The organism is Acidobacteriota bacterium (genome assembly GCA_022340665.1).
GTDB lineage: Bacteria > Acidobacteriota > Thermoanaerobaculia > Thermoanaerobaculales > Sulfomarinibacteraceae > Sulfomarinibacter.
Window position 1 is genome coordinate 1 of sequence record JAJDNM010000125.1, and the last position, 15,744, is coordinate 15,744.

Sequence of the window (15,744 nt, forward strand, 5' to 3'; positions counted from 1 at the left end):
GAGAACCACGAAAACGAGGGCGACGAGATAGAACTTGACCGAGATTCGCTTGTGCGCGCGATCGATGAGTGGTACGCCGGACTCGTAGACCTCTGTCTTGGCGGCCGAGCGCTGGCGGGTACGCTGTCCGAGCAGTGCCGCTGCTCCCAGCAACACTGCTGCGAATCCCCCGGCAACCGCGAGGGTGATCAGGACGGGCATGAATTGATCGGCCATCAGCTTCCTTTGCCTCGACGAGGTCCACCGCGGATCGTAGCCGTGCACCAGGAGCAGGTCAAATGTCGAGGGGAGTGGCTGCAGACTCCAAACATCGGTTTCCCCATTTGAGTCTCGAAAGCGCAAACAGGGCCGGCCAATAAGACATAGAAAACACCGGTGAATGGAAAACCACGAAAACCGAAATGCGTAGTAACCTCTGGCGGTTGCACCGCGTGAACGCGGTTTCTGGAGGAAATACATGGGGAGGAAGGTCCATCGGCTCATCTGCTGCGTCCTGGTTATGGCGGCGGTAGTGGCCGGAGTTGCCGCGCAAGACGCCGGCGAACCAATGGCGACCTTCTTCGCGCCGCTGGAAGTCCCTTTGGTCAGTGTCGACGTCTACGTATCCGACCGTGACGGTCGCCCCGTACCTGGCTTGACTATCGAGGATTTCGAGCTCGTCGAGGACGGCGACTCGGTGATGATCTCGCACTTTTATGCCGCTCCAGGGGTCGCTTCGCCCGACCAGGATTCCGGCGAAGTCGTCGATTCCGGTCTCACGCCATCGCCCTCGCAGGATCTCTACCTGGTGATCTTTTTCGATGACACCAACCTCGGGCGGGGACGCCGCCAAGCTGCGGTCGAGCATCTCCGCACATTTCTCGCCGGCGACCTGCCGCAGGATCTCAAGGTCATGCTGGTCCGCTATGACGGTCGAATCCATGTCGATCGAGGATTCACCGAGGAAACCGACGAAGTGATCACCGCGCTCGAAGCGATCAAGGATGCGGCCTCCCTCTCCCGTGAGATCGACGAGAAGATGCTGATTCGGGAGATTGAGACCTCGGTGACGGGAGCCTCGGTGGCGGGCAGAACGTCGCCCCACGACCTGGAGAGAGCCGGACGATCGAGTTATCAGGCCATAAATTCGTATGTCGATCAGACGGTCCACAGATCCCGCACCAGCATCGAGAATCAGAAAAGGTTGATCAGATCGTTGTCCGGGTTGAACGGCCGCAAGGCCCTCCTGCTCGTCAGTGATGGCGTCGAGGCGCGGCCTGGCGAAGGTCTGTATCGGAGGTGGGCACAAATCTTCGGGGACATTTCAATTTTTCGGATCGATGCGCAGCGAGCCTTCCTGCAAGCCTCGCGCAATGACGTCAGCAACGAATTCGACGAGCTCGCTCAATTCGCCAACGGCCATCGGGTGAGCATATATACGCTCGCGGGCGTCGGGGCAGGCCTCGCGCGGTCGATGTCGGCCGAGACGAGGCTCATGGACGTCGATGGTGTGGGAGTGGATCAGGCGATGAGCGCCGAGGTCCTGATGTCCAATATGTCCGGTACCACCGGGGGGCGCGCGCTGGTGAATTCTCCGGCCCTCGCCGGGCAGCTCGCCGATGTGTCGGTTGAACTTAGCAGCTATTACTCGCTCGCGTTCGAACCGAATCATGCGAGCGACAACGCCTACCATCGGCTCGAGGTCAAGGTCAAACGGGATGGCGTCCGCGTCCGCAATCGCGAGGGCTATCTCGATATTCCCCAAACCGAGCGGCTGATCGACGCGACGCTCGCGGCTGCGGTGCATGGCGTCGCCGACAACCCCCTCGGGATCGCGGCATCGAGCGGCCAGGTGATGGTGCGCGAGGACGGCTCCTATCTGGTGCCGATCATCGTCACGGTGCCGATCGGCGGGCTCGTTTTGGTTCCGTCCGAGGAAGAGCACCGGGGTCAGATTTCCATTCTGTTCACGGTTCGTGACGACAGAGGCGACCTTTCACCACCGCAGCGGCGCGAATATCCGGTGCCGGTAGGGAATGATGATCTGGCTTCCGCGCTCAGTCAGACCGCGGGCTTCACGTTCCGACTCGCGGTACGGCCTGGAAGGCAACGGATCGCGGTTGGAGTGAGGGATGAGATTGCGCAAACCGAGTCCGTCACCATGATCGAGGTCGACGTCAAAGAAAGGGTGCACGCCGAAAGTTGAAGGTCGAACGTCCGACTGTGACGCCTCGGCGAGTGCTCGCACGTTGGTGCAGAGGGTCGGCAATTATCGCGTTCATCGGTTGCGCGAGCCTTGGTTTCGCATCTCAGGGCCAGGCTGAGGACTCCGAACCTTCTCGACCGGAGATCGTCGAGTCTATGAGAATCGGTGCGGTGGAGGCGCGCACAGGGGCGTTGCTGCTCTCCGGGCAGGCTGGTGGAGACGTCAAGGGTTCGCTGATCTGGTCGCTCGCAGATCGGGCACCAGACGGGAGAACGAACGTGCCGTATGTCGTCGAGGTCGACGGCCGTTCGCTGATGGCGGGGCGAACCCGTGGAGCGATTGCTGTCGGACTTTACGCATACGTCGTGGATGACGACGGCAGAGTTGTCGATCACTCCGAACGCGGAGTGATCCTCGATCCGGCAATCTACGAAGATCGAATCACTGCGTGCGGCTTGAAGTTCAGTGGGGCGTTCGCGTTGCCTGCGGGCCGTTATGCATTGAGGGTCATGGTCCGCAATCAGCGAAGCGAGCGGTTTTTCATGTCATGGAGCCTTGTGACGGTGCCGTCTGAAGACGATTCGTCGCCGCAGCTTCTCCCGCCGCTCTTCCCCGATGAGGGGTCGCAATGGTTGATGATCCGCCAAGGCGACACGGATGATGCCGTGATCTCCGGGAACTGCGGTGGCGTCTTCCCGTCCGCGCGCCCTGCGGTGGTCGAAGACCATCCTGCAGAGGTATGGCTCGGGGGGGGAGGCTGGGGCCGGGGTGCGCGGGTTTCGATCCGGATCCAGAACGACGTCGGACGAACCGTGTCCGAGCCAAATGTGAGTCTATCGGCATCAGGCTCGGGGGGGTTCGAATTCCACCGCGCCGTGCTCTCGCCAATTGACCTGCCGCCGGGCGAATACACCCTCATAGTCTCGTTGACTGATGATCAATCGAGCGAGGTTCTGCGGCGTGCGCTTCCGATCTTGGTGGTGCGCGAAGGGGAACCACCTGCGTGGCCAGCCAGCCTTCGAAACGAGAATGACCAGGTATTGACGCATTCTGAGTCGAGACCGGAGCCGGCGTCCAAGTTGCGCAAGAATGAGATACGGAGCGCCTATCGCCGCGCTTTGCGCACGTTGGCCAACGGAGATGCGGTATCCGGTCGACGGCAGGTTGCGGATCTCGAGCGCAGGGTCGCAAAGGCGCCGTCTCGGAAAGCGCTGAATGCCTTGGGGGAAGCGGAATACGCTGAGTCAAAGGCGCTTGCGGCGCGGGACCCTGCCTGTTTGATGCCGTTGGCACTTTTGCATCGGGAGCTGTACCGCAGCTATCTGGCTCGATCCGAGGGAGCCCTCGCAATGCACGCGCGGAAGATGACCATCACCAGCGCGCAGCAATTGGCACGCCTCGATCCTGGCAACAGTTTTTCCAGTGGCCTGATGGTGAATTTTGCGCGAGACCTCGCGCAGGCCGGCGCATCGTCGGCGGCACGTGCACTTCTCGAGCAAACCCTGTACTACAGTCCTGACTATCAACCGGCCTTGCTGTCGCTCGGATTCAGCTTCGAGAGGAGCGGCGAGTATTTCGACGCGGCCGTCAACTACCGTAGGTCGGTCGACATCGCAGCCGGCTCGGACGAGGGCAGACTTCGGCTCGCCATCAACCTGATCAGGACTGGCCGGGCGGTGGGAGGCGTGGAACATCTGAGGCGATTGATCCGGGGACCGGCCAGGCCCTGGATCCAGAAAATCGCGGCGCAGGAACTGGTTCGTTACCTGATCGAACGGGGCGAGATGGGTGAGGCCGAGAGGGTGGCTCGTCAGGCGCTCGTGCGGCTGCCGGAGGATCAGCGCATCCACATCCTGCTGGCGGCAATTCTCGAACAATCGAACCGCCACGGTCAGGCGATCGAGCAGGTGCGCGAACTTCCCCCGGCCAGTCGCGGTGTATCTCCGCGAGCGAGGTATGGCGAGTGGCCGGCCCTTGGAACTTCAGCATCTCAGGTGACCCTCAATTCGCTCGCCGGCGAAGCGCTGCCGGTGCTGCAATCCGCATTGGCCGATGGAGGAGGGGCGAGGTGATGATGCGTGGCCAAGTGCTACGTGCGGGCACCATCCTGCTCGTTGTCCTGTGCGCCACCGTCGGAGCATGGGCTGAGGATATCTGGGTGTCGATCGTCGAGCCGAGCGACGGTGACTTCGTTATCGGCGATGTCGAGTTCGTGGTGGAGGTCGTTGCTCGAGCCGAGATCTTCGAGGTTGAGTTTCAGCTCGATGGTCGGCCGATCGGGACCCTGACTCAGGAACCGTTTCGGATGAAGGTCGACCTTGGCGAGAAAAACACCGCCCATCGATTTTCGGTCGTGGCCAGGGATGTGGAGGGGAACGAGGCGACCCATCAGGTCTCCACGCAGCCGCTAGCTATTGCGGCCGATTATGAGGTCGAGCTGCAGCAGCTCTATGTTTCAGTGACTCGCGAAGGCGAGCGGGTGCTCGATCTCGGTCGTGAACATTTCTTCGTCTCAGACGAGGGTGACGCACAGGAACTGGTCACCTTCGCTCGCGGTGACATCCCATTCACGGCCGTTCTGCTGATTGACGCGAGTGCATCCATGTACGGCGAAAAGATCGAATCGGCGACCACCGGAGCAGCGTCTTTCGTCTACGGGATGAAAGAGCTGGATCAGGCGCAGGTGATCGTGTTCTCGGACCAGCTCCTGAGCATCACGCCGATCACCGATTCCAAGGCCGTTCTCACGGCCGGGCTCAGCGACACCGAGGCGCGCGGGGGGACAGCTCTTCTGGATCACCTCTTCGTCGCGTTGAAGCTCCTCGAACAGCGTCAGGGACGCCGGGTACTGATCCTCCTGTCGGATGGGATCGATACCCACAGTGTATTGCCGCTGGATCATTTTTCCGCGATTGCGCGGAGGAGCAACGCGCTCATCTACTGGATGCGGATCGTTCGGGAAAATGATCAATCGACGCCGGGGGGAGAAGTGCGCTTGAGCTCGGCGTGGAAAAACCCGGAGCAGTACCGGGCGCAGTACGACGCACTGACAGATGCGGTTGTCCAGAGCGGCGGACGGATCTTCGGCGTCACGTCGCCGACCGAGATCCGGCCAGTTTTCATGCGGATCCTCGACGAGCTTCGCGAACAATACGTGCTCGGCTATTACCCGAACGACACCCAGAACGACGGTCGCTGGCATCGGGTTCGGGTGCGCGTCGACGCCCGCGGAGTCGAGGTTCGTGCGCCGCGCGGCTACGTGGATCACTGAAGAAAAGCCGACAGCAATCAGCACCTCTCTGGGAGGGGCAAGCGGACAGCAGGAGCTTCATGAATAATCCGGGCTTAAAAGCTTCTGCTATCCTCCACGCCTGACGGAGAGCAGATGCAGCACGAGATCATCCTCATCCTCGATTTCGGTTCCCAGTACACACAGCTCATCGCTCGGCGCTTGCGCGAACTCGGCGTCAAGACTGTCGTCGAGCGCGGAGACCTGGGCGAAAAGGAGATCCGCGATTTCAGACCGGTGGCGATCGTTCTTTCCGGGGGGCCCGCCAGCGTATTCGAAGAGGGATCCTTGCAGGCAAACCCGGTTGTCTTCAACCTCGACGTTCCGGTCCTCGGCATCTGCTACGGCCTCCATTTGATGGCGCGCCACCTTGGCGGCGACGTTCGGTCTTCGGCGCAGCGCGAGTACGGCCTCGCGGAGCTCGATCTGGTCAAGGAGGGCCCGGTCTTCGCGGGGACACCGAGCCGGCAGCCAGTTTGGATGAGCCACGGCGACCTTGTGGAGCGCGTGCCCGAGGGTTTCGAGATCCTGGCCCGTACCACGACAACCAAGGTGGCCGCGATGTACGAGCGTTCGAGACGGTTCGTCGGTCTGCAGTTCCACCCGGAGGTGCGCCATACGCCGCATGGCACAACGATGCTGGAGAATTTTATCGCCCTTTCAGGCGCAGTACGTGACTGGAACCCTGCCGCCATCCGGCATGAGCTGGTTGCCGCCCTCGAAGAGGAAATTACTGAAGGAAAGGTGATATGCGGAGTGTCTGGCGGCGTCGACTCGTCTGTCACCGCGGTTCTCCTCCGCGAGGCAATCGGCGATCGCGTCGTCCCTATCTTCGTTGACACCGGACTGCTGCGAAAAAACGAGGGCGATGCGGTCGAACGGAGTTTCGCGGAATTCGGTCTCGAGCTCGATCGGGTGGACGCTTCCGATCAATTCTTCACGGCACTCTCCGGAGTTGAGGATCCTGAGGAGAAACGCAGGATCATCGGGCGCGAGTTTGTGGCGGTTTTCGAGGCAGAGGCGCGTCGATTCGCAGATGCAAGCTACCTTGCCCAAGGGACCCTTTACCCGGACGTCATCGAGTCTTCCGGCGTTCGCGGAACCGCGGCGGTCATCAAAACCCACCACAACGTCGGCGGATTGCCTGAACGCCTCGGACTGGATTTGGTGGAGCCGTTGCGAGACCTGTTCAAGGACGAAGTCCGCAGGGTAGGGGAGGAGCTCGGTCTTCCGCACGAATTCGTGTGGCGCCATCCGTTCCCCGGACCTGGCCTGGCGGTGAGAATCCTGGGTGCAGTTGATCCGGATCGTGTCCGGACCCTCCAGGAAGCCGACGCGATTGTCATCCAGGAAGTACGTGCCGCCCGACTCTACGACGAGATATCGCAGGCGTTGTGTGTCCTGCTTCCGGTCAGAAGTGTGGGCGTCATGGGGGACTCGCGAACCTATGAAAATGTCCTTGCCATCAGGGCTGTGACGACCACGGATTTCATGACCGCGGACTGGTACCGTTTCCCGCCCGACGTCCTCGATCGGATCGCCCGCCGCGTGGTCAACGAGGTGGCCGGAATCAACCGCGTGGTGTACGACGTCACCTCCAAGCCACCCGGCACCATTGAATGGGAGTAGTGCCTGCGGCGACTGCCGAATTTTGAATTCTCAATTTTGAATTTTGAATTGCCCCCCAACCACCTCTGTAACTGGGAGGTTGGGCGGGAATTCAAAATTCATAATTCACAATTCAAATTTGAGTGGGTGGGCGGATGGTAGAATGACTGCGCTGCCGGTTCAGCTTCACCCGGTGGCTGACCGTCGAAATTTCTGACGGTTCTCCCAGGGAGGAAAACATGGCACGGACCAAGGTCGTCATCATGGGGGCGGCTGGGCGCGATTTTCACAATTTCAACTGCCTGTTCCGCGATAACGAGAATTACGAAGTTGTGGCCTTTACTGCCACGCAGATTCCGGACATAGAGGACCGGACCTATCCTGCAGAGATTGCGGGCTCGCTGTATCCCGACGGTATTCCGATCCATCCCGAGTCAGACCTCGAAGAGATCATTGCCGAGCACGAAGTCGACGAGGTCTGGTTCAGCTACTCCGACGTGCCCCACGAATACGTCATGCACAAGGGATCGCAGGTGATCGGTTGGGGACCGCATTTCGGCCTGTGCTCCGCGACCAAAACGATGGTGGCGTCCTCCAAACCGATCATCGCCATTACCGCCGTGCGAACCGGCGTCGGCAAATCGCAGACCACACGCTATGTGTCCCGCATCCTCAAGGAAATGGGAAAGAGGGTTGTCGCGATCCGCCACCCGATGCCTTACGGCGACCTCGCCAAGCAGGCCTGCCAAAGGTTCGAGACCTACGACGATCTCGATCGTCACCGTTGCACGATCGAAGAGCGCGAGGAGTACGAGCCCCACATCGATAACGGCTTCGTGGTCTACGCCGGAGTCGACTACGAAAAGATCCTCCGCGAGGCCGAAAAGGAAGCGGATGTGATTCTCTGGGATGGCGGCAACAATGACACGCCGTTCTACCGCCCGGATCTTCATATCACCCTGGTCGATCCGCATCGCGCGGGTCACGAGCTTTCGTATTATCCTGGAGAGACGAACCTCCGGATGTCAGATCTTCTGATCGTCAACAAGGTCAACACAGCCGATCCTGACAAGGTCGAGCAGGTCCTGGCAACCTGCCGCGAGGCCAACCCGCGTGCGCGGGTCATCCAGTGCCGATCGGTGATCACGGCCGATCAGCCCGAGTTGATTGCCGGCAAGCGGGCGCTGGTGGTTGAAGACGGGCCGACGCTCACTCACGGTGGAATGGAATACGGAGCCGGCTGGTTCGCCGCCAAGCAGGCCGGAGCCGCCGAGATCGTCGACGCGCGCCCGTACGCGGTGGGTACCATCAAAGAAACCTACGACACGTATCCCAACGCCGCGCGGATTCTGCCCGCGATGGGTTACGGCGACGAGCAGGTCAAGGATCTGGAAGACACCATCAACGCCGCGGATGCGGATGTCGTGGTCGAGGGAACCCCGATCGACCTCGACAGAATCATCACGGTCAACAAGCCGATCGCCAACGTCCGGTACGAACTCGAAGAGGTCGAACCGGGAGTCATTGAGGAAATGGTAGCTGCCGCTATCGAAACCAGCTGAGGACATTGAACAATGGGCAAGCGAGGCGTATCCGCTGGGCTGTGGGTCGCGGCATTCATCGTCACCGTGCTGTTGGCCATGTTTCAGCGCATGACCGGACCGAGCCATCCGCTCCGCGGTTCTGCGGTCATGCCGGCGGGCGAGTCCATCAAGTATTCCCTTCCCAGGTCCAACGAGGGGCGACCCGAGATTCGAGTTGCGATTCCCAAATCCGGGAGGGACAGCCGGGCGGTCCTCGAGTGGCGGCGTTTCCCGACGGATGAGCCATTTCAGCGCCTCGCGATGACGGTAAGTCAGGCGTGGGAGTTCGAAACCTGGATTCCTCCGCAGCCGGCTGCCGGAAAGGTCGAATATCGCATCTTGATCGAGGACGGTGGGAGTGTGGTCTCGATCCCTTCGAACGAGACGGTTGTCGCGCGCTATCGCGCTTCAGTTCCCGCCGGTGTTTTGATTCCCCACATCCTGGCGATGTTTCTCGGCATGTTCGTCTCGACGAGGGCGCTGTTCGAGGTGTTTCGACCGGGGTCTCCGAAGGCCCGTGGCCTGATCCTCGCCTCGATGGCGTTGTTGATCGTCGGCGGCCTGATTCTCGGGCCGATCGTTCAGAAATTCGCGTTCGGCGCGTATTGGACGGGCTGGCCATTTGGCCATGACCTGACAGATAACAAGACCCTGATCGCATTTCTGGCCTGGCTGCCGGCAACCGTTTTAGCCTGGCGGCAGAAACGCTCGAGGCTGGCAGTGGCTCTCGGGTGGGTGGTCATGATGGGTGTGTTTCTGATTCCACATAGTGCACGCGGATCGCAGCTTGACTGGTCGCAGGTCGACGAGAGGACCCTACCAGCGGTGATATCCTGACCGGCGTGATTCAGGAAAAGGCAAGGGGCGAAAAGGACCGGAACTTCCTGCTCGTTCGCTCGGGAGAGTCGAGATATGCGCTCCCGGTTTCTATCGTCCAGCGGATCGTCCATGATCTGCCGTCGCACCCGGTCCCTGGTGCGCAGCCACGTCTTCTCGGACTCGCCCAGTTCGCCGGTGAACCGTTGCCGGTGCTCGACCTCCTCGCCACCGTCGAGGGGGAGAAGGTCACGAACTCGGGCACACGGACGACTGTCATCGTGTCCCATCGGACCCGATCCGATCGCTCGCTCCTGGGACTTGCCGTCGCCGAGGTTTTGAACATTTGCCAGACAGCGAAAACGGAAGAAACCGATGGATTTGGCGATGGATGCGCCCCTGAAACGGTCGAAATCGAGGGTCGAACGGCTAAGGTCGTCAATGTGGATGAAATCCTCGGTTGTGAAACACGGGATTCTGGAGCAAAAAATGGCAGATGAGGCTGGTGCCAGGGGACGGCACGCGTGGATCGGATTGGCGTTGTTGCTTGCCGTGGTGCTGGTGGGCGGAGTTTTTCTCGGACTCACCGTCAGCGATCTCCGAGAGGAGTGGTATCTGCAGGTCTATCTGTTGTTCGCCCTGCTCGCAGTCGCGGGTTACGTCCTGCTTGTTCATCTCCCGAACCGGCGCACGATCAGAGATTATCGAGAACTGCAACGAAGCCACGACGAGCAATGCAGCGCGCTCGGTGTTGCGCTCGAGGAGATGCAACACGGAGACCTGGTGGCCGTGAGCAGGCCGAACAACCGATTGCCGGACGAAATGCGGAGGGCGGTGGATACCGCGAGTCGAGCTCTGGCAGCCCTGATCCAGCAGATCCAGTCTTCGTCGGTCGAAGTTGCCACCGCCGCGGGAACAGTGCAGAGGATTTCTTCCGAACTCGCTTCGGTCTCCAGCCAGCAGGCTGCAGCCGTGGTCGAGATCACCGCTATGACGGAAGAATTGGCCCGAGCCGCGGGTCAGATCGCCAGCAACGCGCTGAACCAGGCGGAATTGGCGGCCAAGTCCGAGGTCGCCGGGAATCAGGGGGCCTCCGCTCTCGAGTCAGCGGTGTCGGGAATCGAGGCTGTCAGGCGGCACATGGACGCCATCTCGAATCGGGCAGACAGTCTCGGAGGAAGATCGAGAGAGATCTATCGCATACTCGATCTTATCAACGAGATTGCGCAGGAGACGCACATTCTCGCACTCAATGCGGCGATCGAGGCATCGGCGGCCGGTGAGCACGGCGAACGCTTTTCGGTGGTCGCAGACGAAGTCCGCCGCCTCGCCGAACGCTCGCGGGAGTCGGTCGATTCCGTGAGATCGCACGTGGACGAGTTTGCGGGTTCGATTCGAGGTGTGGTGGAGGCTACCGGAGCGGGCAGCAAGGCTGTGGATCAAGTCTTGCGGGGGAGTGAAAACACGCAGGAAGCGATCGCACAGCTTCGTGGTGCGCTCGCCGACACAGCCGAAGCCGCGAGGGAAATCTCAGAGTCAACCGAAGAACAGCGGACAGCTTCCGACCAGGTGGTTCAGACACTCCGCGATGTAAGCGAGGTCGTACAGCGCATCGCAGACGGGTTGGCGCGCTACACTGGTGCGGCCGACCAGCTCAATCAGCTGGCGCTGACGATTCAGCTTCTTACCCAGAGCTTCCGTATCGATTCCGAACACTCGCTCAAGCACATCCTGATGCGCTGGGCCGACCGTCTGCGTGATTACGCGGGCAACCTCGAGGTGGCGGAAGGGGTGCTCGAGGATCTCCTTGTTGCATGCCCGTATATCGAATTCGTCTTCCTGGTCGATCGCAACGGTTCGATGATCGCATTCGCGGCGAACAGCGAGTTGTTGGGAGATCGTGAGCTTCCCGGGAGCGCGGCGATCGGCGAGAATTATGCCGATCGTCCGTGGTTTCAGGCGGTCTCGAGAGACCAGAGGGCCTCTATCACGGCGATCTACGATTCCCTGCTGACAGGTGATCCGTGCTTCACGATCGCGGTCGCCGTGCGGGACGTCGATGACGACGTTATCGGCGCGCTGGGTGTTGACGTGAATTTGCTGAACTGGACGAAAATCTGAAAGACCCCGAACTGCTCGCACTCTTTCTCGAGGAGGCAGGTGACCGCCTCGATCGGATTCGACGGCTCACATCCCGTGCGGAATCCGACGAGGTCGCCAGAACTCAACTCAGGCGAGAGCTCCATGCACTCAAGGGCGCGGGCCGGATGCTCGGACTGATTGAGATAGCCGATGCGTGCCACGCCACCGAAGACCTCCTCGAGGTCGACGGACGACTGACCCATGGGGAAATCGCGGTCCATGTCGAGCGCCTGAGGTCGCTGATCGATGGTTTGAATGGTGGTAGCGATGAAGTGTCGGCTCCGGAAGATCGTGAATTCTCCACCGGCGAACCGAGAACGTCGCGCCAGGAGTTGCGAGTGCCGACTGCCGTGGTCGACGAGCTCGCCGACCGGGGGGCCCGGTTGCGGGTGGTCTCAGCCGCGGCGGAAGGCCTCGTCGACCGGTTATTCAGTCTTGCGAGTCTTGCCGAAAGCGGCGCCGGAGAGCCCGATCCTGGGCAGGTGCTGGCCGCGTTGGCGACCTCACTTCGCAGGGTAGCGATGGATTTCGAGTCGGGGCAGCGAATTCTAGCTCGCCTCAGCAACCGGCAGTTCGACGCAGTCCTTGGCGTTCAGGTTCAGCCCTTGGCGCCGTTTCTGAAGACTCTTTCGACCCATGCACACGAGCTCGCCGTATCACTGGGGAAAGAGGTGGATGTCAAGGTCGTCACCGGTGATGCGAGACTCGATCGTCGCATCGTGAGTGCGCTCCAGGAGGCGTTTCTCCACCTGGTGAGAAATTCGGTGGATCATGGCATCGAAAAGCCAAGGGACCGAAAGAACGCTGGCAAGCCGGTCACCGGGCGTATTCGAATCGAGGCCCTCGAACGTGGAGACCGCGTTCGGATCCAGGTTGCCGACGACGGACGCGGCATCGATATCTCATTGGCAATCGATGAAGCTGTCGAACGTGGGATCGTGTCCCCGGAAGCTGCCGCGAATTTGAACGACGAGCAAGCGTTGCGGTTCCTTTTTCGTCCTGGATTCACGACCAGGGACCAAACGACCGAGCTGTCGGGACGCGGTATCGGGCTCGACGCTGTGGCTGCGACCGTGAGATCGGTTGGAGGCGACCTGTGGATCTCGTCTTCGATCGGCGAGGGAACCGAAGTGACGGTCGAGGTTCCTTTGGCGCGCCGTGGCGAACGGGTACTTGTGGTCGGCTCGGGCGAACATCGCATCGCGGTTCCGGCCTCGCCAATCAGGGCCTATCGTCGGGTCACCGCCGATTTGCTCGAGGGGTCTGAAGGGTCCAGGTCCATACAGGTGAATGGGCGGTCGGTCGATGCCTGCCTGGTTGCCGATTTGCTGGGCGAGAAACCAGGAGATGCAGGAGTCATGCTCGAGATGAATGTCGGTGGCGGCACCATCGTTCTCGTCGTCGATGCCGTCCTCGGCGAGGAGGAGGTCATCGTGCGGCCGCTGCACCCGGGCGTGGGCGCGCCTGCGTGCATGGAAGGAATGACTCTGCTCGCCAGCGGCCGTCCGGTACCTGTCCTTTCTCTGGAAAGCCTCCGTCCTTCAGACCGTATGTCGTGGCAGAGACTCGCCGATCGACCGATTCCCAAGGCGAAGGCAATTCACGTTCTCCTGGTCGATGACTCTCGAGTATCGAGGGGACTGCTAGGGCGGTTGCTGGAGGATGCCGGATTCGCGGTCACCGGAGTCAAATCGGCCGAGGATGCCATTTGGGCCCTCGACCGGCAGAGCGTCGACTGCGTTGTGACCGACATCGAAATGCCGGGCATCGACGGACTCGAGCTGACCCGGAGTCTTCGGCAGGCGACGCGCCACAAACACCTTCCGATCGTCGTGGTTTCCACTCTCGATCGACCGTCGCACCGCCTGGCCGGACTCGGGTCGGGCGCTGACGCATATCTTGCGAAACAGGGTCTTGATGCCCGGGAGCTGGTGGCGGTCATTCACAGGGTGGTCGTCGAGGATTGATCGGGTTGAGAGCTTAGTATCAAAATTCAGGATGGAATTAGAATGAATTCTTAATAATTGAATTAGATTCGAGAAGTTACCACTCGACCTCGACCTTTCTCGGATTCCCGCCGAACCGCGACACCAGCACCCAGCGATTTCGCTTGCCGAAATCGTAGAGATCCCTGGTGACACGAACGTCCTCCCTGCAGTACTCGATGATTTTGTCGATCTCGCCTCGATTCCACCACTCGAGTGCCTGCAGTCCATCGGCGATTTTGCCCTCGTTCAGAGTCGCCGACACCACACTGTCGAGCTTCGGGCGAAAACCGAGGCGTTCTTCGAGGTCGAACATGAGGTCCAGGGTTGGGAGGCTCTGGAGGTCCTCGTCAGTGTAGGCGCGCAGGACCTCATAATCGAAACCGCGGATGTTGTATCCGACGACCAGGTTGGAAGCGAGAAGGAGGGACACGAGGTCGCTCACGTTGTCCTCGGTGACGACCAGGTACTCGTCCCGGTCATATCGGTAGGCGACTCCGACCGAGACTCCCAGCTTGTGGAACTGGCTGCGACCGCCGACGTCGGCAAACGAACGCTGGGTCTCCAAATCGAAAACCACGACCTTTTGGCCAACCGGCACTTCGCGCTGCGGATTCGCATCGAAAAGGTCCATCTGGCCGTCCCAATATTCCAAGATTCCTCCCTGTGCCCAGGCCGGCGGCGCGAGTGTAACACCCTCGCCGGGATTCAACGCAGAGGGACCGTGTGCGCAATCCGGCTCGCTCGATCAACCGATGAGGGTGGAGCTGGCGGCCACTGTATACTCCCCCGCGATGAAGGCGATTGTCGAAGCCGTCCCTAACGCGCCCCCGGTGGAGCTAACTGTCTTTTCGGGTCCCCTGGACCTGTTGCTGCATCTGATTCGAAAGAACGAAGTGTCGATCTACGACATACCGATCGTCAACATTTGCGATCAGTACCACGAACACCTGAGGGGGATGCAGGAGCTCGATCTCGATGTCGCCGGTGATTTCCTGTGGATGGCTTCGTGGCTCTTACATCTGAAATCGAAGATGCTGCTTCCCCAGGCTTCCGAGGGGGAGGCTGATCCCCGCGAAGAGCTGGTCGAAAGACTTCTCGCCTACCGGGGGGTCAAGGAGCTCGCGTCGTATCTTCACGACACCGACTTGGTGCGGCGCTGCATGTGGCCTACCGACCTGGAGACTCGCCTCGATACGGAGGCCGAATCCGAGCTCGACTGGGAAGATGTCGATCTCCGGTTGCTCGCTCAGACGTATCTGGAGGTGATGCAGCGTTTCGAAGCATCCCATCCTCCGCCGCTCGAGGTGCTGCCCTTGCGCTACACCGTCGAAGAAAAAATGACCGATATTTACCGGAGAGTCACCGCCGATGGAATGGTGCCGCTGCTGCGCCACCTGAACTCCAGATCGGATCCCGAAGAAGTCGTTGCGGTGATCGTCGCAACGCTCGAGCTGGTGCGTCTCCGGGGTGTTTTTGCGGAGCAGCGGAAGGCGTTTGCTGAAATTTATCTCCGGCCCGGAGACCGAAAGCTCGGCGAAGAGGAGCTGCTTAAAAGGGGAGAGGCCGCTGAATAGGGAGGATCTGACCGCCGCCATCGAGGCGATCCTCCTGACTGCCCGTGGGCCGGTGGCGGTTTCTGCTTTGGTTGAAGCCCTCGACGATCGCGACGTCACGAGTGCACTGGTCGAGGATGCGATTGAAGCCATGGCGTCGTCCTGGGATACTCCGGAGCGAGGAGTTCGCATTGAAAAGGTGGGCGGCGGTTGGCGTTGTTTCACTCCGCCGGGACTCGACTCCTTTCTCCGCAATTACCATGGCATCGCAGCACGCCAGCGCCTTTCGCAGGCGGCCCTCGAGGTTCTCGCGATCGTTGCCCATCGGCAACCGGTGACCCTTCCCGAGATCAACTTTCTCCGCGGCACCAACTCCGCGAGTGTCGTCAGGACCCTCCTCGAACGAAAACTCCTGCGAATGGCGGGCCGCAAGAAAGTCGTGGGGAAGCCGTTCCTGTACCGGACCTCGAAAGAATTCCTCGTGCACTTCGGGCTCGATCGACCTGAGGACCTGCCCGATCCCGAGGAGATTCTCAAGGACGAGGTCGGCGTGGCCGGGTAAGCCCAGCACCGGTCGTCC

13 protein-coding genes are annotated in these 15,744 nt (G+C 60.8%); 11 read left to right on the forward strand and 2 right to left on the reverse strand.

All coding sequences use genetic code 11. The annotated features are described in order from the left end of the window. Nucleotides 1-216: NADH-quinone oxidoreductase subunit A (locus LJE93_13575; protein ID MCG6949935.1), on the reverse strand; the 216-nt coding region annotated here is incomplete at its 3' end. Between the two features lie 241 nt (nucleotides 217-457). On the opposite strand from LJE93_13575, the gene LJE93_13580 reads away from it, so the two are divergent. The 9 genes from LJE93_13580 to LJE93_13620 all read left to right on the forward strand — a co-directional run bounded on the left by LJE93_13580 (nucleotide 458) and on the right by LJE93_13620 (nucleotide 13,590). Further along, the gene (locus tag LJE93_13580; GenBank protein ID MCG6949936.1) at nucleotides 458-2,185 is read left to right on the forward strand and encodes a VWA domain-containing protein; all 1,728 of its coding nucleotides are present in this window, start codon (nucleotides 458-460) and stop codon (nucleotides 2,183-2,185) included. A gap of 155 nt (nucleotides 2,186-2,340) precedes the next feature. Continuing rightward, nucleotides 2,341-4,257, forward strand: coding sequence for a hypothetical protein (locus LJE93_13585; protein MCG6949937.1), 1,917 nt, complete (start codon nucleotides 2,341-2,343; stop codon nucleotides 4,255-4,257). Beyond that, the gene (locus LJE93_13590) at nucleotides 4,257-5,456 is read left to right on the forward strand and encodes a VWA domain-containing protein (GenBank protein MCG6949938.1); all 1,200 of its coding nucleotides are present in this window, start codon (nucleotides 4,257-4,259) and stop codon (nucleotides 5,454-5,456) included. Before LJE93_13585 ends, LJE93_13590 begins: the two co-directional genes overlap by 1 nt. 114 nt (nucleotides 5,457-5,570) lie before the next feature. After that, nucleotides 5,571-7,103: a glutamine-hydrolyzing GMP synthase gene (gene guaA, locus LJE93_13595; protein ID MCG6949939.1), complete on the forward strand. Its 1,533-nt coding sequence runs from the start codon at nucleotides 5,571-5,573 to the stop codon at nucleotides 7,101-7,103. A 218-nt stretch (nucleotides 7,104-7,321) separates the two neighbouring features. Then, on the forward strand, nucleotides 7,322-8,644 hold the full coding sequence (locus LJE93_13600) for a cyclic 2,3-diphosphoglycerate synthase (protein MCG6949940.1): 1,323 nt from the start codon (nucleotides 7,322-7,324) through the stop codon (nucleotides 8,642-8,644). Nucleotides 8,645-8,656: 12 nt separating this feature from the next. Next, entirely contained in the window at nucleotides 8,657-9,502 is an 846-nt protein-coding gene (locus LJE93_13605) for a hypothetical protein (protein MCG6949941.1), read from the forward strand. Between the two features lie 5 nt (nucleotides 9,503-9,507). Beyond that, on the forward strand, nucleotides 9,508-9,981 hold the full coding sequence (locus LJE93_13610) for a chemotaxis protein CheW (protein MCG6949942.1): 474 nt from the start codon (nucleotides 9,508-9,510) through the stop codon (nucleotides 9,979-9,981). After that, nucleotides 9,971-11,602 (forward strand): methyl-accepting chemotaxis protein, encoded by a 1,632-nt coding sequence (locus LJE93_13615; GenBank protein ID MCG6949943.1) that lies wholly within the window; start codon nucleotides 9,971-9,973, stop codon nucleotides 11,600-11,602. Before LJE93_13610 ends, LJE93_13615 begins: the two co-directional genes overlap by 11 nt. Nucleotides 11,603-11,613: 11 nt before the next feature. After that, complete coding sequence (locus LJE93_13620) at nucleotides 11,614-13,590, forward strand: response regulator (GenBank protein MCG6949944.1); 1,977 nt, start codon at nucleotides 11,614-11,616, stop codon at nucleotides 13,588-13,590. A 76-nt stretch (nucleotides 13,591-13,666) separates the two neighbouring features. Here LJE93_13620 and LJE93_13625 read toward each other — a convergent pair whose 3' ends face one another. After that, complete coding sequence (locus tag LJE93_13625; protein MCG6949945.1) at nucleotides 13,667-14,263, reverse strand: ribonuclease H-like domain-containing protein; 597 nt, start codon at nucleotides 14,261-14,263, stop codon at nucleotides 13,667-13,669. A gap of 139 nt (nucleotides 14,264-14,402) precedes the next feature. On the opposite strand from LJE93_13625, the gene LJE93_13630 reads away from it, so the two are divergent. Both LJE93_13630 and scpB read left to right on the forward strand, forming a co-directional pair. Then, nucleotides 14,403-15,185, forward strand: a complete 783-nt coding sequence (locus LJE93_13630) for a segregation/condensation protein A (protein MCG6949946.1) — start codon at nucleotides 14,403-14,405, stop codon at nucleotides 15,183-15,185. Continuing rightward, on the forward strand, nucleotides 15,079-15,726 hold the full coding sequence (gene scpB, locus LJE93_13635) for an SMC-Scp complex subunit ScpB (GenBank protein MCG6949947.1): 648 nt from the start codon (nucleotides 15,079-15,081) through the stop codon (nucleotides 15,724-15,726). The genes LJE93_13630 and scpB overlap by 107 nt, the downstream gene beginning before the upstream one ends. Nucleotides 15,727-15,744: the final 18 nt, after the last annotated feature.